Origin of the sequence: Caballeronia sp. PC1 (assembly GCF_021353155.1) — a bacterium.
Lineage (GTDB): Bacteria > Pseudomonadota > Gammaproteobacteria > Burkholderiales > Burkholderiaceae > Caballeronia > Caballeronia cordobensis.
The window spans coordinates 408,160-431,568 of the sequence record NZ_JAJUBH010000001.1 but is presented as its reverse complement, the minus strand read 5'-3'; the positions used below and the strand labels follow the sequence as shown (position 1 = coordinate 431,568).

Sequence of the window (23,409 nt, the reverse complement as noted above, 5' to 3'; positions counted from 1 at the left end):
CTATGCGGCAACCCGACCATGTCTGACCGATCGATTATAGACTGGCCCACCTGGACGAGCTCGGCGCCCGGACGCTACGTGCTCGACTGGGAGCAGGCGCAGCTCGATCATGTGGTGTCCGACATCTTCGGCTATCACGCGCTTCAGCTCGGCATGCCGCAGCTCGACGCGTTGCGCGAGAATCGCATGACCGGCCGTGCGCTCGTGCTCGACGCCGAAAGCGCATCGAGCGCGCCCTATGCGCCACCGCGCGCGAGCACGCCCGGCGTGAGCGCGCTGCCCGCCGCGAGCGCGCCGGACGGGCGCAGCACCGTGTGGTGCGATCTGCTCGATCTGCCGTTCGAAGCGCAGAGCGTCGATCTGCTCGTGCTGCCGCACACGCTCGAATTCTCGCCCGATCCGCACCGGCTGCTGCGTGAAGCCGAGCGCGTGCTCGTGCCCGAAGGGCAGTTGATCATCCTCGGCTTCAATTCGCTGAGCCTGTGGGGCGCGCGGCAATCGCTCGGCAAGGTGGCGGGACGGCCGTTCGTGCCGGCCGCGCACGAGATGATCGCCTTCACGCGCATCAAAGACTGGATCAAGCTGCTCGGGTTCGACCTTGAACGCGGGCGCTTCGGCTGTTATCGTCCGCCGCTCGTCGCGGACAAGTGGCTGCAACGCTATCAATTCATGGAAGCCGCCGGCGACCGCTGGTGGCCCATCTTCGGCGCGGCGTACATGATCACCGCGGTGAAGCGCGTGCGCGGCATGCGCCTCATCGGACCGCGCAAGCTGAAGAAACCCGCGCTCGCGCCTGGCCTCGCGCCGGTCGCCGCTCCCCATACGCGCAACGAGACTCGCAACGAGCATTGATGACTCAAGAAACCGAATCGAACAAGGTAATCGACATCTACACGGACGGCGCCTGCAAAGGCAATCCCGGTCCCGGCGGCTGGGGCGCCCTGCTCCGTTTCGGCTCGCTGGAGAAGGAGCTGTTCGGAGGGGAAGCCGCAACCACCAACAACCGCATGGAACTCATGGCGGTCATTTCCGCGCTCGAGGCGTTGAAGCGCCCGTGCCGCGCGATCATCCACACCGATTCGCAATACGTGCAGAAAGGCATCAGCGAATGGATCCACGGCTGGAAGAAAAAGAACTGGATGACCGCCGCGAAAACGCCCGTGAAGAATGCCGATCTGTGGAAGCGGCTCGATGGCCTCGTCGCGCAGCATGAGATCGAATGGCGCTGGGTCAAGGGCCATGCGGGCCACCCGGAAAACGAACGCGCCGATGCGCTCGCCAATCGCGGCGTGACGTCGCTCGCCGACAGCTAATCAACGAACAAGCCAAAGAACACGCCCTCTATGCGCCAACTGATACTGGACACCGAAACCACCGGCCTGAATGCGAGAACGGGCGACCGGATCATCGAAATCGGCTGCGTCGAGCTGGTGAATCGACGTCTTACAGGCAACAACCTGCACCTCTACGTGAACCCGGAGCGCGACAGCGATCCCGGCGCGCTCGCGGTGCACGGCCTCACGACCGAATTCCTCTCCGACAAACCGAAGTTCGCGGAGATCGCCGCGCAGTTGCGCGATTTCATCGCGGACGCGGAGTTGATTATCCATAACGCGCCCTTCGACGTCGGCTTTCTCGACATGGAGTTCGCGCAGCTCGGATTGCCGAAGGTAGCCCAGACGTGCGCCGGCGTGATCGATTCGCTCGCGCAAGCCAAGCAGATGTTCCCCGGCAAGCGCAATTCGCTCGACGCGCTGTGCGACCGCTTCGGCATCAGCAACGCGCATCGCACGCTGCACGGCGCGTTGCTCGACTCGGAACTGCTCGCCGAGGTCTATCTCGCGATGACGCGCGGCCAGGAAAGCCTCGTCATCGACATGCTCGGCGACCAGCCCGCATCGGGCTCGATTTCGACATCGCGCATTGCGCTCGACGATCTCGATCTGCCCGTGATTGTCGCGAGCGCGGAAGAACTCGCCGCGCACGAAGCGGTGCTGACCGATCTGGATAAGGCGCTCAAGGGCACGAGCGTGTGGCGCACCGAACCCGCGCCTGCCGAGGGCGAACCCGTCCCGGCATAATTTTTCGAATTTACTTAATGAAGCACTAGACGGAACGCGAAACGCCTGACATAATCTCGTTTCTCTTCGGGTGGTTAGCTCAGCGGTAGAGCACTGCCTTCACACGGCAGGGGTCACTGGTTCGATCCCAGTACTACCCACCAGAATTCCTGGTGCTGGTAAAGCCAAGACACCGAAGATCAAAAGGGCTCAGGTTTAACGACCTGAGCCCTTTTTCATTTGTATCGTCCGGCGCTATCTTCCGGCGCGCTACGAGGCCCACACGCCCCGCGCCATGCCGCTCGCCGCGATCACCATGACGATGACGAGCGCCGCTTCGAATTCGCTCAGCCACGCAAAGCGCCGCGCGCGCGTCAGATCGATCGGCCCGCCCTGCGCGAGCGCAATCCGCCAGCGGATCAGCGCGAGCATCGGCGAGACTTCGATCAGCAGTATCACGACGAGCGCCGTCATCTTCAGATGAAACAGCGGTTCGTGCAGATAGTACGCGCCGCCCTTCTCGAAGCCGCCGAACGCGCGCATCACACCCGTCACGATCAGCACGATCGCGGTGACGCCCCACACGCTGTCGGATCGGAACACGTCGCGCAGGCGCAGTTCGTTCGCCTGAATGGACTGCGTCGGCTCCAGACGGCGCAAGGCGCGCGCACGCGCCAGCACCGACCCCAGCGCGAAGCCGAAGCCAAGAAGATGGAGCGCGGCGAGCAACCAACGTATCAGCATCCTTTCCTCCCGCAAGAGACAGAAACGACGTGTACGGCAATACCGGCTGACGAAAGCGGGCGATTCAGACCTGACGCAGCGTCGCGTCGAGTGCGCGCGCCGCGTTGCGATCGCCTTCGCTCGCGAGCGGCGCGCGGAACACGGTGGTGCGATTGTGCCCCGCCGCGGCAGGCGAATCCCACAGCAATTCGACTTTCGGCCGGCGCGCAAAGAGGCCGCGCCGGGCTTCGCCGCTCGAACGCATCGCGGGCGCGGCGGGCTCAGTGGCGGGCGTGAGCATGGTGGCCGATGGCGAGACATCCGGCGGCGGCGCCGGCCACTTCACCGACAATTCGCGCGCGTCGTACTGCCCGAGCTTGCGGCTTTCCGCCCAGACAACGGCCGTGCGCGTGACCGGATCGAGCGAAATCGCGTAGCGGCCAATCGCAAAACGGCGCGCGGCGATGTTCGTACGCCAGAGCGCGCGCGGCCGGCAGATCCACATGATGACCGCATAGAGCGCCGGCCCGACGACGAGCCAGCCGTTGGTCTCGGCGAGCGCCTGCGTGAAACGCCGCCAGCCCGAACTCCAGATGAACGCGCCGACAGAAAACATCGCGAAACCGAAGGCCAGCAACGCCAGAAAGCGCAGCGCCTGCCGCAGCCATTGCGGCAGCGGATGCAGCGGACGCTCCGCGCGCGCTTTCGCGCCCGGCAACACGATAAGAAGAAAGATCAGCACGAGGTTCAGGCACGCCCACGGCGACGATGTCATCGCGCGAAGCGAAGACAGGTAGCCCATCTGCGACATCGAGAACGCCCAGCGCGCCGCGAGCACCAGCCCGATGGCCCGCAGGGCGAACACGGTGCCCGCGCCCGGTGCCGGGCTCGCGCTGATTTGCTTGGGTCTCGCCAAAAGAAACACTCCTGTCCACGTACGATGCAAGCCGCTTCGCGCATGGCGAAGCCCGGTCATTATAGGGAGATTACGGATGTCGTCAGAGGTTTCACAACCGTAGCGCGGTCTTGCGCTCCAAAGGCATGCCCGTGTGTGCTATTACGACAACGCCCCGCGGGCCTTGAGGCGCGCGGGGCGTTGTTTTGCCGCCGATGCCGCCCGAGGCGGCAAGTCTTGCTTAGCTGGCGTTGACTTCGCGCAGCACGGTGCGGCGCTTCTGGCGCAGCAGCTCTTCGTAGACGTTGACGTAGTTCGCCGCCATCACCTTCGACGAGAAGCGCTTTTCGAACGCGGCACGCACCTTCGCGCGCGGCAGCGTGTCGAGACGCTTCACCGCGGCGATCGCGCTGAGCTCGTCTTCGACGACGAAGCCCGACACGCCGTTCTCGATGACTTCCGGCACCGAGCCGCGGTTGAACGCGATCACCGGCGTGCCGCAGGCCATCGCTTCGATCATCACCAGACCGAAAGGCTCCGGCCAGTCGATCGGGAACACCAGCGCATGCGCGTTGCCGAGGAACTCACGCTTTTCGGCTTCGCCGATTTCGCCGATGTACTCGACGTGCGGCAGCGCCATCAGCGGCTTGATCGTTTCTTCGTAATAGGCGCGGTCGGCCTTGTCGATCTTGGCGGCGACCTTGAGCTTCATGCCTGCCTGGCCGGCAATACGGATCGCGCGGTCGAGGCCCTTCTCCGGCGAAACGCGGCCGAGGAATGCGAGGTAGCCCGGCTCCACGTTGGGGATCGGCGTGAGCACGTCTTCGGGCAGACCGTGATACACGGTCGACAGCCAGTTCGCCTGTTGCAGCGGCTGACGCTGGTTATCCGAGATCGAGATGACCGGCACGTCGCTGAACGTGTTGAAGATCGGCTGCAGTTCGGGCAGGTCGAGACGGCCGTGCATGGTCGTCAGGAACGGCACCGGCTGGCGCGCGAACAGCGAGAACGGGTAATAGTCGATGTGGAAATGCAGCACGTCGAATTCGTCGGCGCGGCGGCGGACTTCTTCGAGCAGCAGCATGTGCGGGGCCATCACGTCGCGGATGGTCGGGTCGAGGCGCAACGCCTGCGGCCAGAAGGCTTCGAGCTTCGCGGAGGTCTGCGAATCGCCGCTCGCGAAGAGCGTGACGTCGTGTCCAGCATCCACGAGTGCCTCGGTCAGATAAGACACCACGCGTTCCGTGCCGCCGTAAAGCTTCGGCGGAACAGCCTCGTGGAGGGGCGCGATTTGAGCGATTCGCATGTCGTGAAACTCCTAATGAAAGGTCAGGCTAAATACTGCTGTCGTGTTGACGTTGGAGAGCGAATCGCTCGGCTCGGGCGAAGCTTTCCGCGGCGCGGTCGCCGCGGCGCTAAGGCTGATGCTCGAGTGAAAAAGCGGGGTCGCTGATCACCGGTTTGTCGCGCAGGCGTTTGGACAAAGCAAATTAGGTTCCACGTGTCAAAAACGGTCGCGCGCCAGCAATTAACGCGCATCGGCTTTGGCGGTTGACCGGAACTTGCAAAAACCTGTCGATGGCCTAGGGGCAAACCCGGAGTGGATTATGGAGCTTTTTACAGACCGCAGCAGGCAGCCATTTCAACTTATTTACCTTGTTACAAGGGGGAAACACTTTGCAAACCCCTGTTTATTAGGGATGTTCTACATTGGAGCACGGGCTTTCGACACTGCTCGGGCGATGGCACGCACCTCGCGGTAACGAACTGGCCGCAGGAGCCTCGCCGCATCGTCCGGACCGCCGCCTGGCGCGGCACGTGCTTTTCTGCATCGCTGCGGCGGGGCGTGACGTCCGCCGGCGGGCGCGGCATCGCAAAAAGTTTCGCGATGCGATCACTGCGCTTACAATTCGCGCCCGTACCGTGAGCCCCGCGCCCGGTGGCTCTGGCGCTCGGGCAGCCCGAAGTGTGCCGCGGGCGATGTTCGGATGGCCACATGCGCCGAGCGTCATATGCCCGAAGACGCGTTGCCCTCCCCGATACTGGCTACAATTCGGAATGGAGACGGCGCAGCGTCGCCTCGCTTGACGTCAGTCGCGCCGCACCGGGCGGCGCATCGCATGCCGGTTGCCGTACATCGCAGCGCATGGCAGTGCCCGAAGGCGCAACACACGCTCAACCGCTCTACGACCAAAAAAGACCATTGGACCAACTCACCGTCTCCCAGCGTAACGCGCACAACGCGAAGCTTTCGAGCTACGCGCATCGACCGCTCGCGTTCCTGCTGCGCTACATCCGCCGGCACCCCGTCGCCCATGCCATCGTGCTGTTCAGCGTGTTCGCGGCGGTCGGCTGCGCGCTCGCCTCGCAGTACGCGATCAAGCATCTGATCGACGTGCTCGGGCAAGGCCGCGGACATCCCGGCCCGCTCTGGGGCGCGTTCATGATCCTGGTCGGCCTGATCGCCGCCGACAACCTGCTGTGGCGGGTCGGCGGCTGGGTCGGCGCGCACGTGTTCGTGATCGTCACCGGCGACTTGCGCAAAGACCTGTTCTCGTACCTGTCCGGCCATTCGCCGACGTACTTCTCCGAGAAACAGCCCGGCATGCTCGCGAGCCGCATCACGGCGACATCGAACGCGATCTACACCTCGGAAAACGTGATGGCGTGGAACGTCCTGCCGCCGTGCATCGCGGTGCTGGGCGCGATCGTCATGATCGTCTCCGTCAATCCGCTGATGGCGGCGGGCTTGATGGCCGCGTCGCTGATCCTTGCGCTGATCCTCTACCGGCTTGCGAAGCGCGGCTCGGCGCGGCATCACAATTTCGCGTCGAAGGCGGCGTCGGTGGACGGCGAGCTCGTCGACGTGATCGGGAACATGTCGCTCGTGCGCGCGTTCGGCATGACCTTCCGCGAGCAGAAGCGCTTCGGCTCGACCGTGAAGGCCGAAATGGTCGCGCGCCAGCAAAGCCTGCTGTATCTCGAAAAGCTGCGGCTCTTTCACGCGGTCGTGACGGCGATTTTGTCCGCCGGCCTGCTCGGCTGGGCGCTGTGGCTGTGGTCGCAGGGCCGCGCCACTTCCGGCGATATCGTGCTCGTCAGCTCGCTCGGCTTCACGATCCTGCACGGCACGCGCGATCTCGCCGTCGCGCTCGTCGATGTGACGCAACACGTCGCGCGACTCGCTGAAGCCGTGCAGACGCTGCTCGAACCGCACGGCATGCCGGACCGCTCGGATGCGACCGAACTCGTGCCGCAGGGCGGGCGCGTGGATTTCGAGGGCGTCACGTTCGCGTATCCGCGCCGCCGCCCGATTCTCGATAACTTCAACATTCATATCGAGCCGGGCCAGCGCGTGGGCCTGATCGGCAAGTCGGGCGCGGGGAAATCGACGGTGCTCGCGCTTTTGCAGCGCTTTTACGAGACGCAGAAGGGCAGCATCAAGATCGATGGCCAGGATATCGGCGCGATCACGCAGGACAGCCTGCGCCACGCGATCGCGCTCGTGCCGCAGGATATTTCGCTGTTTCACCGCACGGTGTTCGAGAACATCGCCTACGGACGTCCGGAGGCGAGCCGCGAGGAAGTGCTCGCCGCCGCGCGCGAGGCGCGCTGCACCGACTTCATCGAAGCGATGCCGGAAGGCTTCGATACCATCGTCGGCGACCGCGGCGTGAAGCTGTCGGGCGGCCAGCGCCAGCGTATCGCGATTGCGCGGGCAATCCTCAAGAACGCGCCGATTCTCCTGCTCGACGAAGCGACCTCCGCGCTCGATAGCGCATCGGAAGAGGCGATCCAGCAGGCGCTCGACCGGCTGATGGTCGGCCGCACGGTGATCGCGATCGCGCACCGGTTGTCGACGCTCCAGAACTTCGACCGCATCATCGTGATGAGCGCGGGCAAGGTCATCGACGACGGCTCGCCGCAGGCCTTGCGCGAGCGTCCGGGTCTGTATCGTGAATTGCTGGCGAAGCAGCACGGCAAGGTGCCGTCGATCGTCGCGACGCCGCACAAGCAGCCCGCCTGACCGGCTTCGATTGAGAAAAGCCGCTGTTCCTCAAAGGACAGCGGCTTTTTTTACGCCTTCAGATCCCGCATGAAGTTGTCGCGCCAGACCGAGACATTGTTCTCGCGCAACTGCGCCATCATCTCCTCGTAGCGCGCCTTGCGCTCGTTCAAGGGCATCTTGAGCGCGGCGGCGAGCGCGTCAGCCATGTCGTCGATATCGAGCGGATTGACGATCAGCGCCGCCGTCAGTTCGCGCGCCGCGCCCGCGAACTGCGACAGCACGAGCACGCCGGGATCGTCCGGGTCCTGCGCCGACACGTATTCCTTCGCGACGAGATTCATGCCGTCGCGCAACGGCGTGACGAGCCCGACGTGCGCCTCGCGAAACAGCGCCGCGAGCACCTGCCGCTCGTACTGCCGATGGATATAACGGATCGGCGTCCAGTCGAGCTCGGCGTAGCGGCCGTTGATGCGGCCCGATTCCGCTTCGAGCTGAAGCCGGATGTCGCGGTAAGCGTCGACATCGGTGCGCGTGGGCGGCGCGATCTGCAGGAACGACACGTTGTTGCGCTGATGCGAGTCGTGCTCGATCAGCCGCTCGAACGCGCGAAAACGCTCGACGAGCCCTTTCGAATAATCGAGCCGGTCGACGCTCATCACGAGCTTGCGATGATGCAGCGTCGACTTGACGATCTCGACATCGCGCCCGCTTTCGCCATCCTTCGCGAGCGCGGCGATTTCGTCCGGATAGACGCCGATCGGGTACGCGGCGGCGCGCAGCGTGCGGCCGAACGCGCGCACCTCGACCGGCTTCGCGCCGACGCGCTGCAGCGCGCCGCCCGCCTCCGTCTCGATGTATTCGCAGAATGCGCGCAGATCCGGCTCGGTCTGAAAGCCGAGCAGATCGAACGCGCACAGCGCCTCCACCAGTTCGCGATGGCGCGGCACGGCGAGCAGAATCTGCGGCGCGGGAAACGGAATATGCAGAAAGAATCCGATGCGGTTCTTCACCCCCAGCGCGCGCAGCGCCTGCGCGAACGGAATCAGGTGATAGTCGTGCACCCAGATCACGTCGTCGGGTTTGAGCAGTGGCGCGAGCTGCGCGGCGAGCCAGCGGTTCACGCGGCAGTAGCCGTCGTATTCGTGGCGATCGAACTCGATCAGGTCCGGACGATAGTGAAACGCGGGCCAAAGCGTCGCGTTCGAGAAACCGCGGTAGTACTGGTCGTAGTCGCGCCGCACGAGGCCGATGGTCGCGAACGTCACCGGGCCGTGTTCTTCGAGCTTGATGTCTTCGGGCGTGGACATGAGCACGTCGCCGCTCCAGCCGAACCACATGCCGCCGGTTTCCTTGAGCGCGTCGTAGACGCCGACCGCGAGCCCGCCCGCCGCGGGTCCGCCTTCGGAAATCGGCGCGACGCGGTTCGAAACGATGATGAGGCGGCTCACGCGTGCTTCCCGGCCGTGCCCGAAATCACTTGCAGCCAGTCGAGCAGCAACTCGACCGACTCGATGCGCGCCCGCGCGACGGTATCGCCTGCGCCGACTTTCACCGAGAGCCCGTCGAACTCGTTGACGACCGCGAAGCCTTTTTCGTCGGTGAGATCGTCGCCGATGAACACGGGCTTGCGCCCCGTGAACGGCGGCTCGGCCATGTAGGCGCGCACCGCCCGCCCCTTGTCGACGTCCTTCGGCTTGATCTCGTAGACCATCTTTCCCGGCTGGAGCACATACGCGTCGGCGTAATCAGCGACGAGCTTTTCGGTCGCCGCGCGCGCGGCCGGCTCACGGTCCGCCGCGTTGCGATAGTGCAGCGCGAGCGCCGCGCCCTTGATTTCGAGCAGCATGCCCGGATTTGCGCTGACGACCTTCTCGAGCGCGTGCTCCATGCGCAAGAGCCGCTCGTCGTTGAAACCGATGCGCTGCACGTCGCCGTTGGAGTCGCGTCGTTCCGCGCCGTGCATACCCGCCACGGGCAAATCCGCGATCTGCAGGAACGAATCGATATTGTCGATGCCGCGCCCCGACACGACCGCGACCGCGCCGTTGGTCGCGCGCCGCAGCGCCGCGAGGATGTCCGGCACCGAGCGCGGCACGAAAATGCCGTCGGGCGTGGAAGCGAGTTCGACGAGCGTGCCGTCGAAATCGAAGAAAAAGGCGGTCTCGGCAAGAGACAGGGAATCGGGAAGAATTTGCATCGATCTTGGGCCTGTGGTTTGCCTGTGGTTTGCCGGTAAAGCGCGCGCGACAGGGCCGCGAACCGCGCACGACGATTGCGCATCTTACCGCGCGAGGCCTTTCGATTAAGAAAGGTCTTAGCTTACATCCTTATACGGACGTGCTTTCACCGCGCTTGAGCCGTGCGGCATATCGTCTCAAAAATAGTCCGATAACACGATGATGCGCGCGCCACGCCGCCAAAGGCGTGTATTTTGCGACCTCGTCCGTAGCGAATCGTCTTGCGACACCTTCCCCGATGCACGCTTTGTTCCACGCTCTCCCCGCTTTCCTCGCGCGCCCGCGCCGCGTTATCGCCCTCTTCGCGCTGTGCTCGCTCTGCGCGCTCGCTGCCTGCTCGAAGCCGTCCGCGCCGTGGCATCTGACCGACGTATCGGGCCATCTGCCGGATCTGGATTTTTCGCTCGTCGACGACAGCGGCGCGCGCGTCACCGGGCAGTCGTTCGCGGGCCGCACGACGCTCGTCTATTTCGGCTACACGCATTGCCCCGATGTCTGCCCGGAAACGATGGCGCGGCTCATGCAGGTTTTGCAGCGCGTAGGTCCTGACGCGGACAAGACGCGCATCGTATTCATATCGGTCGATCCGGCCCGCGATACGCCCGCGCTCCTGCGTTCCTACGTGCGTGCCTTCGACGATCAGCACGCAGTCGGCCTGACGGGCGACGATCGTGCGATCGAGTCGGTCGCACAGCGTTATCGCGTGGCGTATCAGATGGAAAAGCGCGATCCGGACGGCGCCTACGAAGTCACGCATAGCTCGGCCGTCTATATCTTCGACGCCGCCGGCCACGCGCGCCTGCTCGCCACCGATCGCGATTCCGTCGACGCCATCGCGAGCGATCTGAAGCGCGTGATTCACGCGAAGGACGCCTGACGATGAGCACGCTTCTCTACTGGCTCGATCCGTGGGAGCCGTCGCCGACGGTCGTGATCGCCGTGCTCGCCGCCGGCATCCTGTTCGCGCGCGGCGCACGGCATGCGCGGGTGTCGGTGTCGCGGCGCATCGCGTTCTGGTTCGGGCTCGTCGCGCTGTACGTCGCGCTGCACACGCGGCTCGACTACTTCTTCGAGCACGAGTTCTTCATGCACCGCTTGCAGCATCTCGTGCTGCATCATCTCGGCCCGTTTCTGATTGCGTTGTCGTATCCGGGCGCGGCGCTGCGCGCGGGCGTTCCGTTCGCGTGGCGGCAGCGCTGGCTGCGGCCGGCTGCGCAGACGCGCGTTGCGCGCGTGTTCTTCGATATCGTGTTCAACCCGGTGATCGCGGTCGCCCTGTTCGTCGGGCTGATCTATTTCTGGCTGCTTTCGCCGATCCACTTCAAGGCGATGCTCGATTACCGGCTCTATCGCGTGATGAACTGGAGCATGGTGATCGACGGCTTGCTGTTCTGGTGGCTGATTCTCGACCCGCGCCCGGCCCCGCCCGCGCGGCTTGCGCCCGGCCGGCGGGTTCTCGTCGTGATCGCCGCGATTCCGCCGCAGATCATCCTCGGCGCGTACATCTTCTTCACGCCGCACGAGCTGTATCCGATCTATTCGATCTGCGGCCGCGCGTTCACCTGGATCACGCCGATGCGCGATCAGCAGATCGGCGGCCTGCTGCTGTGGATTCCCGGTTCGATGATGAGCGTCATCGGCGCGCTGATCGCGCTGCGTCACTGGCTGCGGCTGTCGTCGCGCTCGCGGCTGAGAAAGGAACGCGTGAGCGCGACGGTCGCGGTCGCGAAGGCGCCCGCATCATGATTCGATGCCGGGACGGCGCATCCAGACGTGCGCAATGCCGTCCTCGTCATGCACGCCCGACGAGGGCACGAAGCCGAACGCCCCGTAAAAGCGCTGCAGATGCGCTTGCGCGTGCAGGCTGATCGGCTGCTCCGGCCACTGTTCGAGAATGCGCTCGATGGCGCGTTCGAGCATCGCATTGCCGAGCTTCATGCCGCGAAAATTCACTGTGGTCAGCACGCGACCGATGCGCACGTCCTTCTCGCTCTCGTCCGGACAGCCCGGCAACAGCACACGCAGATAGCCCGCGAGCGCCGGGCGTTTTTCACCTTCGCCATAGGCGAAAAGATGCCACGCATCGGCATCGAGCCCGTCGATATCGCCATACACGCAATTCTGCTCGACGACGAACACGGCGCTGCGCGCGGCGAGCATGTCGTAGACCTCGGCGGTCGTCAGATCGTCGAAGCGCTTCCAGCGCCATTCGAGTTGGGAGAGTCGGTCGGTCATGGGAGTCGTGTGCCAGAAGTACGGAGATTATGCCGGTCGGTGAGATGACACGAAATCGCACGAAAGAAATCGCACATGCGTAGCGCACATGAGAACGCGCGCAAAAAGAAAAAGCCCTGACGAATCAGGGCTTTTAACTTGGAGGCGCGGACCGGAGTCGAACCGGTCTAAACGGCTTTGCAGGCCGCTGCATAACCGCTTTGCTACCGCGCCGTTATGCGGTTTTGTGTGTGCCGTCATTCCGACGGCAAACTCACCAAACAAAAAGGGAAGCTTGGCTTCCCCTTTGACTGGAGCGGGAAACGAGACGTGTACTAGGACAGTAAGTCGTTGTTTCCCAATCACTTTCTTCGTTGGGCTGGCCAGCGAAGACCTCAATTGTAGCCTTGTTTTTCGTCCTCGGCAACAAATTCGTCCAAAGAGTTCCACAGACGTCCAAAGAGCTGCACTCAGCACACCAGACCCACGATCGGTACATCGTCGTAGGCAACTCCCTCGAACTCATCATCCACGCCCGGTCGTCTGCCCCGCATCCATCACCGCGAAGACGATCAGGCAGATGGTTCTGGTGATGGCACAGCTCGGATGCCACCTAGGAACGCCTGCACCACAACTCACAGGCGACCTTCTGGTCAAGCTCCTTTGAAAGAACGCGCATGCTGGCCACCGCGTTTCCGCACACGATTCTTTGTCGATATATCAGGATGACGGGGCAAGCATGACAGGCGCCGGTTTGCTGCGTCCGACTGGACATTCGAGGACGATTGCGGCCCCCTCACGCTTCCTGAGACCGCTGGCATATCAGGTCATACCTAGACGGTTTTGCAGAAACCGTAACTTCTCACGACCCTGATAGCGTGAGCGTCGCTGTCGAGCCTACGTCCCGATGCTCGACCTTCTGATCGATGATTTTTGCACATCGAACACACGACGACTACCAGTTGCGCGAACTGGTGAGAAGTATTCAAACCACATGACGAAGCGGCCTTCGGGACCCACTTCCTACACAAGCGACAGGCCGACCATGAGGTCGGCGACAAAGGAGTCGGTCATGTAGTTCTTCTCCTGGAAGGAGACGGAGCATGCACGAGAACAAGAATGATGCACCAACATCAAAGGTGTTCTATCGCCCGATCGAAGCGTCCATCCGCTGGGCCGGGCTGCTGCGATACGAGCAGGTGATCCTGGCTTCGATTTCGTCGCCAAGGCGCCTGCCGCAGTCGTTGGACTGTCCACGTTGTGACGAGCTGCGGCTTTGCACCGAACGCATCTTCGACGGCATCCTCAATGGAGAACTGCCCTTCGGACGGAACGGCATCACGACGCGCGATTCCGCGCTGATCGACTCCCCTGATCTGACGGTGCGCCACGTCGATCTGAAGCGCTGGATGCGCCAGCACTATCCCGAGCAACGACCGTGCTTCCTTTTCTCCCGGAGCGAGCGCATCGCCCATCCCTTCATCTCGGTGGAAACTGGGCAGGCGATGCTAGTCGAGCGCCTGGCCCTGAAGTCCACCTTGGACCAGTACAAACGCCAACTGCATGAGCTGCAGGAAAAGCACGGAGCGCTTCTCAAGCAGATGGCGCCCTCTGCTGGCGCACAGTGCCTGATCAGTGATCGCGCCGAAGCCACCTACCTGAACATCATCGGCAGCATGCTGGACCTGATGCTCGGCCAGTCGCCTTCCGGCGTTCCGTACTCCAGCTTCAAGACGCAGGAGGCGGTGGTCAGCGCGTTGGTCGCCCATCACAGCGGCGCAATGGGGATCGCGGAGCGGACGCTAAACGGCAAGTTCGCCACGGCCAGACGCCGGCTGCGTAGCGCAACAGTCTGAGGTTTTCCATCTTGTATGTGCAATCGCGGAGATTGCATTTGCAATGTCTTTTCCCATCCATGTCTATTGAATGGAGGTCACGCCAACAAACGCCACTGAGCGTTCAGGAGTGACCGCCATGTCGCAAACACCTGCACTGCCCGCAAGCGAGCGCCGCATCCTGCGGCTTGATGAAGTCGAAACCAAGTCGGGTTTCAAACGCGCCCACATCTACAACCTGATGCGCAAAGGCCTGTTCCCGAAGGCGCTGCGCCTGGGCGTGCGCGCGGTCGGTTGGGACTCCATCGAGATCGATCAGTGGATCGCCGAGCGCGTCAACAACCGGGCCTGACCCGTTCTCCAGCGGACTTCCCATCCTCACACGGAGAACGCCATGCAGGTCGTATCCATCATTTCAACCAAAGGTGGCGTCGGCAAGACCACCACGGCCGCGAACCTCGGCGGGCTTGCCGCGGACGCGGGGCTGCGTGTACTGCTGCTCGACCTCGACGTGCAGCCCACCTTGTCCTCGTACTACGAGCTAGGCCACCGCGCACCTGGTGGCATCTACGAGTTGCTGGCCTTCAACGAGCGCGACCTCGGGCTGCTTGTGTCCCGCACGAACATCGAGGGCCTGGACTTGGTGCTCTCCAACGACCACCGAGGCGAGCTGAACACTTTGCTGCTGCACACGCCGGATGGGCGCCTACGGTTGCGCCATCTCTTGCCGGTCCTGGCGCCTCTCTATGACCTGGTGCTGATCGACACCCAAGGTGCGCGCTCGGTGCTGCTGGAGATGGCGGTGCTCGCCTCCAACCTCGCGCTGTCGCCCGTGACCCCGGAAATTCTCGCGGCGCGCGAGCTGCGGCGCGGCACCATGCAGTTGCTCGAAGACATTGCGCCCTACCGGCACCTGGGCATCGAGCCTCCACCTCTGCATCTGCTCATCAATCGCGTCCACCCTGTGTCAGCCAATGCACGGCTGATCCAGCAGGCCCTGCGCGATCTTTTCCAGGACCACGCCGGCATCCGCGTGCTGGCCACCGACGTGCCGGCCATCGAGGCGTATCCGCGTGCAGCTACGCGCGGATTGCCAGTGCATCGGGTCGAATACCGCCAGCCGCCGGGCAGAGTCGCCCTCGCCGCGCTCGACACCATGCGCGGCCTCGCAGACGAACTATTTCCGCAATGGCGGCACCGATTTGCCATGGTGTCCGGCCGTCCGCCACACCCTCTTGATGCCGGGAGGTCCCATGGCGAACGCACATGAGCTAGCCCGAGGCCACAAGCGGCTTCGCGCCCTGATCGAGTTCGCGGTTGGCGAAGGTTGGCACGTCAAACGCACGCCTGGCGGCCACCTCAAGTTCACCAAGCCTGGCTGCGCCGCGATCTACACCAGCTCGACGGCAAGCGACCACCGGGCGACCCTGAATGCCCGTGCGCAAATCCGCCGCGCCGAGCGCGAGGCCCGATACCAAGCGCAGGGAGGCGGCCATGGCTGAGATCACCTCCCAGCAGATGGCTGGCAAGCTGCTCGCGGCCGGGTTCGAGCGCAGCGGCCCGTCAGCCTCGACCTTGAGCGACCCGATCGCCGACACCCCCATGGTCGTGACCCTAGATCAGTTGCGCCCCTACGACCACGATCCCAGGAAAAAACGCAACCCGGCCTACGAGGAAATCAAGGCGTCCATCCGCGAGCGCGGTCTGGACGCAGCGCCGGCCATCACTCGCCGACCAGGTGAGTCCCACTACATCATCCGCAACGGTGGAAATACTCGGCTGGCGATCCTGCGCGAACTATGGTCAGAGACCAAGGACGAGCGGTTTTTCCGTGTATCGTGCCTGTTCCGGCCGTGGCCCAGCCGCGGCGAAGTCGTCATGTTGACCGGCCACTTGGCCGAGAACGAATTGCGCGGGGGCCTCACGTTCATCGAGCGCGCCCTCGGCGTCGAGAAGGCGCGCGAGTTCTACGAGCAAGAAAGCGGCACCACCTTGAGCCAGTCCGAGCTGGCCCGCCGCCTCGCCGCCGATGGCTTCCCGGTACAACAGTCGCACATCAGCCGCATGAACGACGCGGTGCAGTATCTCCTGCCCGCGATCCCCACCGTGCTCTATGGCGGTCTCGGTCGCCATCAGGTCGAACGCCTGTCGGTCATGCGCAAAGCCTGCATGCTCGCGTGGGAGCGCTACGCCAAGGGTCGCCCACTGGTTCAGGACTTCGACGAATTTTTCCAGGAAGTGCTGTCGCAATTCGACGTCCAGGCCGACGAGTTCTCCGCGCAGCGTGTACAGGACGAGCTGATCGGCCAGATGGCCGAGATGCTGGGTGTCGATTACGACGTGCTCGCCCTGGACATGACCGAATCCGAGAGCCGGCAGCGCGCCTTGGTCAGCGACCCAACGCCGCCATCGACGCCGCCTGCGTTGCCGGAGCCGGGAACCATCGCGCGCCCACCTGCCAACACTGCGCCACCCATCGCAGGGGCTGCATCCGCAGCGCCGCCTGCAGGCCGACCTGCGGCAACGCCTTCGACGCGCGAGAGCGACACGGATGCCAGCCAGGCAAGTCCGGCCAACCCTGCGGTGGGTGGCGATCTGCTTCGGGAGCACATCGTCTCGCCGGCACCGACGACCGAACGGCTCCAGTCCATTCAGCGCATGGTCGCCGACCAGTTGGGTGATGCGCTGCCGCTCGACTTCTCGGCGAGTGTCTTGCAGTCCATCCCTGTGCAGGCTGGCGGGCTCTATCCGATCTCCGATGTCTGGTACATCGATCCCGGCGTGGACACAGCCGAGCGCCTGCGCATCCACATCGCACAGTTCGCCCGCGAAATCGCGGGCGAGGCAGACCTGGACGAGTGCATTGATGACCGTGCAGAGGGTATCGGTTTCGTCTGCCGGGCCCGCACCCAAAGCTCGGCACCGCTGGGCCGTGCCGTCCTCGCGCTGTTAGCGTGCCTGGCCGGTCAGCGGCCCGCCGACGTCGGCCTGCACGACGGGCAAATCGTCATCGAACTGCCGGCGCTGCTGCACGGCCAGGGTGATGCGGCCCAGCGATTGAGCGATACCTCGCTGGTCAAGCTGTTCCGGCTGCTGCGGCTGGCCCGGCGCCTGCTCGACCTTGAAGCCGGCGCTGAAGGCGTTGGAATGTGAGCGAGGGAGGCCAGCATGTCCGCACCACACCCACTCAACCAGGCCGTCATCGCCCAGGCCCTCTATGACCTGCGCAATGGGCAACTGCGCCGGTGCAAACTGATGGGGTTTGGCGAGGAAGAACTGGACGCCCTCAAGCATCCCGCGCTGATCAGCGTGCTCGCCAACGCTAACGTCTCCTGGTGCTCGGTGACGGTCAACCGCGAAGTGCTCCGGCGACTGCTCAAGCAGGCGCAGGACGTGGAGAAGGAAATCGCCACGGTCGATCGCATGCTCAGGCTGGGCGCGAGCACCGAGATGGTCAGTCGGTTCTATGGCCTGACCCACCAGGAGGTGGCGCTTCGCCGCGAAATCCTCGGCCTGCCGAAGCGCAAGGGCCGCCACCCCGTGCTGGACGAGAAACAGGACACGGAGCTGTGGCGGCAATGGAAGGCCGTGACCGGCAGCAGGAATGTCGATCTCGAAGACGAAACCTCCATCCTCGACGCTACCATGGACTTGGCCGAAGGCATGTCGCTGCCTCTGTCGGTGGTCTGGGCCTCGATCAAGAGCTGGGTCGATCAGGGATTGGGTTGAGCCATGGCCGTGGACGACACCGCACCACGCCGTGGCCCCGTCGCACTCGCGGATCTGTTCGATGCTGCCCTGAAAGACCTCGCGCCCAAGCCCAGCCCCAGTGCGCCAGCACCCGTGCCTACGCCGACGCCCGCCACGTCAGGCGATGCCTTCCTCTTCAGCGGCAACCGGCACGAGACCGTGCCGCGGCGGCTGTTCCTCGACCGTCGCCTGACGCCGCTGGAGCGCAACGCCTGGCAGGTGTTCCGGCTGATGCTCAACGACGACGGCATGACAGCCTTCCCGACGTATGAGCAGCTTCGACCCTGGCTGGCGTCGATGCCCTGCGCCGGGCAGGCCTCGCATGAAACCGTGGCCCGAGCGTTGACGCTGTTGCGCCTCACCCGATGGTTGAGCCTGGTACGGCGACGGCGTGACCCCAAGACCGGCCGCATCCTCGGCAACCTCTACGTTCTGCACGATGAACCACTGACGCCCTTCGAGGCCATGCAGCTCGACGCCGACTACCTGGCACTGGTCAGCCAGTCCCTCGGCCATTCGGCCAAGGCTGTCCAGATGGTCGGTCTGAACACCCTCAAGGAGATCGCGGAAGATCCGATGCTCTCCGGACGCACACTGCCGTCGCGGCTACAGGTCCTGGCCGAACGCCTCGCCAGCCAAGGCATCACGGCCGCCGAAAGTTATCCACAGGAGGATGCCGCCCACGATTCCGAAGAAGGAGCATCGAGCCTTCTTCGGAATGCGGACGACCCGTCTTCGGAATCCGAAGCAGGGGCGAAACCCGCGCCAGACGCCTCTCTTCGGAATCCGAAGCAGGCCCGTACAGTACGTAGTAGTCGTATTAATGAAGTACGTACTACCGCGCAGGCGCGCGCGCTGGGCGATCTGCAATGGCCCAAGCGCTTCACGGAACTGAAGGCAGAGCAGCAGACAGGTGCCAGGGTGGCATTGCAGCAGGTCGATGCCGCGCTGAGACAGGCCGTGCTGGACGACTGGGCCGCACGATGCAGCAGTCATGGCATCCGCAATCCTGCGGGGTATCTGTTCGGCATCATCCAGCGCGCCATCCATGGCGAGTTCAATGCCTGGGCCAAGAAAGACGCGCCATCGGCACCCGTCCCGCCAAACGAGCGGCCACCAGCAGCACCGCCACCTCAGCCGCAGGGTAAGCCAGTGCCGCCGGAAGTCGCCAAGCAGCACATCGAGCGGCTACGCAATCTGCTCGCCAGCAAGTGAGCCGGCATGCAAGTCGGTGAAAGTAGATGCCCATGGCCGCCAATAGAGCTATCCCCTGGGGATAGTTCCGCTGCTGGGCACAACGCCAAGTTGTCGCAGGCCTGGGATCGACCATCTGCCGCAGCATCGGTGTTGCCTACCCTGATCCCGGCGTGCAGCGTTCGTTGACGCTCCATGGAGCTATCCCCTGGGGATAGCTCGCGCCGCATGCAACCGCCGCGCCCTAAACCGGGGCCCGCCGGGATTCGGATTCTTGACTGACTGCCTTCCGCTTCCTGCCGAAGCTGGCCGCTCCTTTTCCAACAACGAGCGGACACCATGGCAACCAATGAACCTCTGCAACTGAATCTCGGCTCCCTGCGCAGCGCGATGTCGCTGACCCTGCACACCCATCACGCTTCCCGCATCTGGCACGGCCGCGCCGCCGCCGAGGGGCGACCGGGCATCGTCGGCCTGAACGGCTACATCGCCCAGATGAACAAGATGCGGCGGGGCTCGGAGCAGGACGACCCGTACTCGGACTGGTGGATGCTGCGCATCGAGGACAAGCTCGACCAAACCAAGGTCACGCTGCAATCGCTGCGCGAGCAGGTGGACCAGGCGCTGGCGAGCGTGCCACCGGCGCTCAGCCTGGGCGAAAACCTCAACGTGCAGCCGGTCAAGCTCCCGCTCTTCGTCAACGCGCAGCTCGGCTTTGCCGCGGTCTATCTCCTGGCCGACTACGACGACATCGCCCGCAAGCTGATCCTCGCCCACCACACCGCGCTCATCGACCGCAGCACCTTGGAACGCTGGCTCAACGAGGGCGCGCACGCGCTGCGCAGCCTGTTCTCGCTGGCCCAGCAGTATCGCTACTCGGGCTGCACCCGCGACGATTTCGCGGCGAAGAACGCCGCTGCGCGAGTCGCGCTGGAGAAGTACGGCGAACTGCCGCAGGAGGTGCTGGAGGGGACACGCCGCTCGAAGTTTGCGCCACCCGTCGTGCGCCGTGGCCTGCAACAGCGCGGCGACGGTCCTGCCACAGCGCCTCCGCCCAGCGACGAAGCCGCCACCGCAGAGCCGCCCGAAGCGTCAGCCGGCGAGGACGAGCCCGCATGAACGATCTGAACCAACCGACCCGCTACTTCCGGGGCCTGCAACAGGGTGCCTTCATGCGGCTGGAACACGCGGCCTCTCTAAAAGGCCTTTTAAAGCCTTTTAAGGGTAAAGGGGACTTCGAGGCCTGGGCCAGCCAGTGCTTCGCCATGCGCGACGAGTTGATTGCCCTGGCACAGCGACAGGTGCTGGAGCAAGCATGCGGGCACCCCTTCCACCTTCTGCCCATCGAACTGGCCCAACAGACCACTGGCGCAGGAACCGTCTTCTTGCGCTGGCGCAGGCACGACAGGTCGGCCATGGGCGTGGCGCTGTGGCGGGAGCTGATCGCCAGCAGCAGCACACCCGTCAACCTGCTGGCCGACCTGCACGCGATCGAGCTGCAGCGCATCACGTTGAACATGCAGATCAGCCTGCTGCACACCTTGGGCAGGCAGGCGCAGGAATGCGCCAGCAAGGCCGCCGAGGCGGACGACGCCTACCTGCACCGGCTCACGTCCGTTCCTGCCGCAATGCGCGATCGGTGATTGCGCCGGGCATCCCAGCACGCGCCCGGCGCCGACGAGGCACGGGTATTTCAACCACCACGGAGATCACACCATGAGCACGCATTTTTCTGGCGAAGGCAACATCGGCTCGCCACCGGAGTACCGCGAATTCCCCAACGGCAATGACGAACCCAGCCGCTTGCTGCGCCTGAACGTCTATTTCGACAACCCCGTACCCAAGAAGGATGGCACCTTCGAGGACCGCGGCGGCTTCTGGGCGCCGGTGGAAATCTGGCACCGCGACGCCGAGCACTGGAAGGACCTGTACCAGAAAGGTATGCGCGTGCTGGTCATCGGCCGCATGGAGCGCGAGCCTTGGACGGACAACGAAGATCAGCCGCGCGAGACCTGGCAGATCAACGCGCGCAGCGTCGGCATCCTGCCGTACCGCATCGAGTCCGTGGCCCTCAGTCCGAAGCCGCAGGAGGCAGAACCGAAGCCACAGGCTGCCCAGGAATCGACCGCGCCGAAGGAGGCGAAGCGCAGGAAGTGAACCGGCATGGAGGGCGGCCGCCGTAGTGCTTCGCCGCCCTCCATGCACCCCGCAAGCTATCCCCTGGGGATAGCTCCATCAACGTCCATCGACTTCCACGCGCTCCCGCAAATCGCGGCTACTGGTCCGCACACCTGCGGCCACGCGCCATCCCCGCCCGAGCCATTCCATCGGCGTGAAAGCGGTCGCCGGCGCATGCGGCTTGTTTGCTGCTACCCCAGGTGGCGCTCGGCATCCTCGATTCCAGCAACTCCATGAACAACGGGAATCGGGATGGACGGACATGCGGCTGTTCTTGTGCGAGAAGCCCTCCCAGGGCAAAGACATTGGCCGAATTCTCGGTGCCACGCAGCGCGGTGAAGGCTGCCTCAACGGTTCCGGCGTCACCGTCACCTGGTGCATCGGCCATCTCGTCGAAGCGGCAGCCCCCGAGGTCTATGACGCGGCGCTCAAGCGCTGGTCGCTGGAGCAGTTGCCCATCATTCCTCAGCACTGGCGGGTCGAGGTCAAACCTAAAACCGCCACGCAGTTCAAAGTCGTCAAGGCGCTTCTGGCTAAGGCGACCCAGCTTGTCATCGCCACAGATGCCGACCGCGAGGGCGAGTTGATCGCCCGCGAGATCATCGACCTGTGCGGCTACCGCGGTCCCATCGAACGGCTGTGGTTGTCGGCGCTCAACGATGCGTCCATCCGCGCGGCACTCGGCAAGCTCCGGCCATCGGCCGAGACGCTGCCGATGTACTACTCGGCGCTGGCGCGCTCTCGGGCGGATTGGCTCGTCGGCATGAACCTCAGCCGCTTGTTCACGGTGCTGGGACGGCAGGCCGGCTACGACGGCGTGCTGTCGGTAGGCCGCGTCCAGACCCCCACGCTCAAACTGGTCGTGGACCGCGACCGCGAGATCACCGCCTTCGTGTCCGTGCCGTACTGGGCCATCGACGTGTCCCTGTCCGCCGGTGGCCAGACTTTCGCCGCGCAGTGGGTTCCCCCGAAAGCATGCACCGACGACGCCGGCCGCTGCCTGCAGCAGCCCATCGCGCAGCACGCCGCGCAGCAGATCCGCGCCGCGGACAGCGCCCAGGTGGTGGCGGTCGAAACCGAGCGCGTGCGGGAAGGCCCGCCGCTGCCGTTCGACCTGGGGACCTTGCAGGAGGTGTGTTCCAGGCAGCTTGGGCTCGATGTGCAGGAGACCTTAGACATTGCTCAGGCCCTATACGAGACGCACAAGGCCACGACGTACCCGCGCTCCGATTCGGGCTACCTGCCCGAAAGCATGTTCGCCGAGGTGCCAACGGTCCTCGACAGCCTGGTCAAGACCGATCCCTTGCTGCGACCGATCATGGACCAGCTCAACCGCACTCAACGCTCACGCGCCTGGAACGACGCGAAGGTGTCTGCTCACCACGGCATCATCCCGACGCTCGAACCGGCGAACCTCTCGACCATGAGTGAGAAGGAACTGGCAGTGTATCGGCTGATCCGGGCGCATTACCTGGCGCAATTCCTTCCTCACCACGAGTTCGACCGCAATGTGGCGAACCTCTCCTGCGGCCAGCAGACGCTGGCGGCCACCGGCAAGCAGGTCGTCGTCAAGGGGTGGCGCCTGGTGCTGGCCGAACCGCAATCCGAGGAGGATGGCGACCCTGCGGCGCGCAGCCAGGTACTGCCCGCGCTGCGCGAGGGCCTGGCATGTCAGGTGGCCGACGTCGATCTGAAGGCGCTCAAGACGCTGCCCCCTCGGCCCTATACGCAGGGCGAGTTGGTCAAGTCCATGAAGGGCGTCGCCAAACTGGTCTCGGACCCGCGCCTGAAACAGAAGCTCAAGGATACGGTCGGCATCGGCACCGAAGCGACGCGGGCCAACATCATCAGTGGCCTGCTGACGCGGGGCTACCTCGTGAAGAAGGGCCGCGCCATCCGTGCCTCGGATGCGGCCTTCACCCTGATCGACGCGGTGCCCACAGCGATTGCCGACCCAGGGACAACCGCCGTCTGGGAACAGGCGCTGGACATGATCGAAGCTGGACAGCTCACGCTGGACGTATTCATCGGCAAGCAGGCTGCATGGATCTCACAGTTGATCGCGCAGTACGGCAGCACGTCCCTGTCCATCAAGGTTCCCCACGGACCGCCTTGCCCACAGTGCGGCGCACCGACGCGCCAGCGCACCGGCAAGAGCGGCCCATTCTGGTCGTGCAGTCGCTACCCCGACTGCAAAGGCACGCTGCCGGTCGAATCCGGCACGTCCAAGCGTGGTGCCTCGCGCCCGCGCCGCAGCGGCCGCAAAGGCTCCTGACCGACCCCGTTCCCCGTGAACCGTGCCCGCCATCGGCGG

Annotated in this window: 23 protein-coding genes and 2 tRNA genes; 18 read left to right on the top strand and 7 right to left on the bottom strand. The window is 64.4% G+C overall.

The window, feature by feature from the left end; translation table 11 throughout:
* Positions 1-18: 18 nt before the first annotated feature.
* The 4 genes from LY284_RS02130 to LY284_RS02115 all read left to right on the top strand — a co-directional run bounded on the left by LY284_RS02130 (position 19) and on the right by LY284_RS02115 (position 2,224).
* Positions 19-852 carry a class I SAM-dependent methyltransferase gene (locus LY284_RS02130; RefSeq protein ID WP_014191929.1) on the top strand — a complete coding sequence of 278 codons (834 nt, stop codon included), beginning with the start codon at positions 19-21 and terminating at the stop codon, positions 850-852.
* A complete protein-coding gene (gene rnhA / locus LY284_RS02125; RefSeq protein ID WP_014191930.1) occupies positions 852-1,313 on the top strand; it encodes a ribonuclease HI in 462 nt (153 codons plus the stop codon). Before LY284_RS02130 ends, rnhA begins: the two co-directional genes overlap by 1 nt.
* A 30-nt stretch (positions 1,314-1,343) precedes the next feature.
* Entirely contained in the window at positions 1,344-2,081 is a 738-nt protein-coding gene (dnaQ, locus tag LY284_RS02120) for a DNA polymerase III subunit epsilon (protein ID WP_014191931.1), read from the top strand.
* A 68-nt stretch (positions 2,082-2,149) separates the two neighbouring features.
* Positions 2,150-2,224, top strand: a tRNA-Val gene (locus LY284_RS02115).
* 106 nt (positions 2,225-2,330) lie between these two features.
* Here LY284_RS02115 and LY284_RS02110 read toward each other — a convergent pair.
* The 3 genes from LY284_RS02110 to LY284_RS02100 all read right to left on the bottom strand — a co-directional run bounded on the left by LY284_RS02110 (position 2,331) and on the right by LY284_RS02100 (position 4,984).
* The gene (locus tag LY284_RS02110) at positions 2,331-2,804 is read right to left on the bottom strand and encodes a DUF2214 family protein (protein ID WP_041730544.1); all 474 of its coding nucleotides are present in this window, start codon (positions 2,802-2,804) and stop codon (positions 2,331-2,333) included.
* Positions 2,805-2,868: 64 nt separating this feature from the next.
* On the bottom strand, positions 2,869-3,699 hold the full coding sequence (locus LY284_RS02105; RefSeq protein ID WP_014191933.1) for a hypothetical protein: 831 nt from the start codon (positions 3,697-3,699) through the stop codon (positions 2,869-2,871).
* A 220-nt stretch (positions 3,700-3,919) separates the two neighbouring features.
* The gene (locus LY284_RS02100; RefSeq protein WP_014191934.1) at positions 3,920-4,984 is read right to left on the bottom strand and encodes a glycosyltransferase family 4 protein; all 1,065 of its coding nucleotides are present in this window, start codon (positions 4,982-4,984) and stop codon (positions 3,920-3,922) included.
* An 840-nt stretch (positions 4,985-5,824) separates the two neighbouring features.
* Between LY284_RS02100 and LY284_RS02095 the strand changes: the two genes are divergently transcribed.
* The gene (locus LY284_RS02095; RefSeq protein WP_014191935.1) at positions 5,825-7,705 is read left to right on the top strand and encodes an ABC transporter ATP-binding protein; all 1,881 of its coding nucleotides are present in this window, start codon (positions 5,825-5,827) and stop codon (positions 7,703-7,705) included.
* Positions 7,706-7,755: 50 nt separating this feature from the next.
* On the opposite strand, the gene otsA is transcribed toward LY284_RS02095, so the two are convergent.
* Together otsA and otsB are read right to left on the bottom strand one after the other, a co-directional pair.
* Positions 7,756-9,135, bottom strand: coding sequence for an alpha,alpha-trehalose-phosphate synthase (UDP-forming) (otsA, locus tag LY284_RS02090; RefSeq protein WP_014191936.1), 1,380 nt, complete (start codon positions 9,133-9,135; stop codon positions 7,756-7,758).
* On the bottom strand, positions 9,132-9,884 hold the full coding sequence (otsB, locus tag LY284_RS02085) for a trehalose-phosphatase (protein WP_014191937.1): 753 nt from the start codon (positions 9,882-9,884) through the stop codon (positions 9,132-9,134). The genes otsA and otsB overlap by 4 nt, the downstream gene beginning before the upstream one ends.
* Before the next feature lie 278 nt (positions 9,885-10,162).
* On the opposite strand from otsB, the gene LY284_RS02080 reads away from it, so the two are divergent.
* Together LY284_RS02080 and LY284_RS02075 are read left to right on the top strand one after the other, a co-directional pair.
* On the top strand, positions 10,163-10,801 hold the full coding sequence (locus tag LY284_RS02080) for an SCO family protein (RefSeq protein WP_014191938.1): 639 nt from the start codon (positions 10,163-10,165) through the stop codon (positions 10,799-10,801).
* 2 nt (positions 10,802-10,803) lie between these two features.
* The gene (locus LY284_RS02075; RefSeq protein WP_014191939.1) at positions 10,804-11,670 is read left to right on the top strand and encodes a cytochrome c oxidase assembly protein; all 867 of its coding nucleotides are present in this window, start codon (positions 10,804-10,806) and stop codon (positions 11,668-11,670) included.
* On the opposite strand, the gene LY284_RS02070 is transcribed toward LY284_RS02075, so the two are convergent.
* Complete coding sequence (locus LY284_RS02070; protein ID WP_014191940.1) at positions 11,665-12,159, bottom strand: GNAT family N-acetyltransferase; 495 nt, start codon at positions 12,157-12,159, stop codon at positions 11,665-11,667. The genes LY284_RS02075 and LY284_RS02070 overlap by 6 nt on opposite strands.
* A gap of 139 nt (positions 12,160-12,298) precedes the next feature.
* A tRNA-Cys gene (locus tag LY284_RS02065) sits at positions 12,299-12,372 on the bottom strand.
* Between the two features lie 869 nt (positions 12,373-13,241).
* On the opposite strand from LY284_RS02065, the gene LY284_RS02060 reads away from it, so the two are divergent.
* The 11 genes from LY284_RS02060 to LY284_RS02010 all read left to right on the top strand — a co-directional run bounded on the left by LY284_RS02060 (position 13,242) and on the right by LY284_RS02010 (position 23,370).
* On the top strand, positions 13,242-13,994 hold the full coding sequence (locus tag LY284_RS02060) for a hypothetical protein (protein ID WP_028690967.1): 753 nt from the start codon (positions 13,242-13,244) through the stop codon (positions 13,992-13,994).
* Between the two features lie 118 nt (positions 13,995-14,112).
* Positions 14,113-14,325: an AlpA family transcriptional regulator gene (locus LY284_RS02055; RefSeq protein WP_009459729.1), complete on the top strand. Its 213-nt coding sequence runs from the start codon at positions 14,113-14,115 to the stop codon at positions 14,323-14,325.
* Between the two features lie 42 nt (positions 14,326-14,367).
* Positions 14,368-15,243: a ParA family protein gene (locus LY284_RS02050; protein WP_028690966.1), complete on the top strand. Its 876-nt coding sequence runs from the start codon at positions 14,368-14,370 to the stop codon at positions 15,241-15,243.
* The gene (locus LY284_RS02045; protein ID WP_019726333.1) at positions 15,227-15,475 is read left to right on the top strand and encodes a hypothetical protein; all 249 of its coding nucleotides are present in this window, start codon (positions 15,227-15,229) and stop codon (positions 15,473-15,475) included. The genes LY284_RS02050 and LY284_RS02045 overlap by 17 nt, the downstream gene beginning before the upstream one ends.
* Positions 15,468-17,126, top strand: a complete 1,659-nt coding sequence (locus LY284_RS02040; protein ID WP_028690965.1) for a ParB family protein — start codon at positions 15,468-15,470, stop codon at positions 17,124-17,126. The genes LY284_RS02045 and LY284_RS02040 overlap by 8 nt, the downstream gene beginning before the upstream one ends.
* A 15-nt stretch (positions 17,127-17,141) precedes the next feature.
* The gene (locus tag LY284_RS02035; RefSeq protein ID WP_023093474.1) at positions 17,142-17,702 is read left to right on the top strand and encodes a DUF2857 domain-containing protein; all 561 of its coding nucleotides are present in this window, start codon (positions 17,142-17,144) and stop codon (positions 17,700-17,702) included.
* A gap of 3 nt (positions 17,703-17,705) precedes the next feature.
* The gene (locus LY284_RS02030) at positions 17,706-18,938 is read left to right on the top strand and encodes an STY4528 family pathogenicity island replication protein (protein ID WP_028690964.1); all 1,233 of its coding nucleotides are present in this window, start codon (positions 17,706-17,708) and stop codon (positions 18,936-18,938) included.
* A 318-nt stretch (positions 18,939-19,256) separates the two neighbouring features.
* On the top strand, positions 19,257-20,036 hold the full coding sequence (locus tag LY284_RS02025; protein WP_028690963.1) for a PFL_4669 family integrating conjugative element protein: 780 nt from the start codon (positions 19,257-19,259) through the stop codon (positions 20,034-20,036).
* Positions 20,033-20,560: a DUF3158 family protein gene (locus LY284_RS02020; RefSeq protein WP_028690962.1), complete on the top strand. Its 528-nt coding sequence runs from the start codon at positions 20,033-20,035 to the stop codon at positions 20,558-20,560. Before LY284_RS02025 ends, LY284_RS02020 begins: the two co-directional genes overlap by 4 nt.
* A gap of 73 nt (positions 20,561-20,633) precedes the next feature.
* On the top strand, positions 20,634-21,074 hold the full coding sequence (locus LY284_RS02015; RefSeq protein ID WP_028690961.1) for a single-stranded DNA-binding protein: 441 nt from the start codon (positions 20,634-20,636) through the stop codon (positions 21,072-21,074).
* A 283-nt stretch (positions 21,075-21,357) separates the two neighbouring features.
* Positions 21,358-23,370: a DNA topoisomerase III gene (locus LY284_RS02010; protein WP_028690960.1), complete on the top strand. Its 2,013-nt coding sequence runs from the start codon at positions 21,358-21,360 to the stop codon at positions 23,368-23,370.
* Positions 23,371-23,409 lie beyond the last annotated feature (39 nt).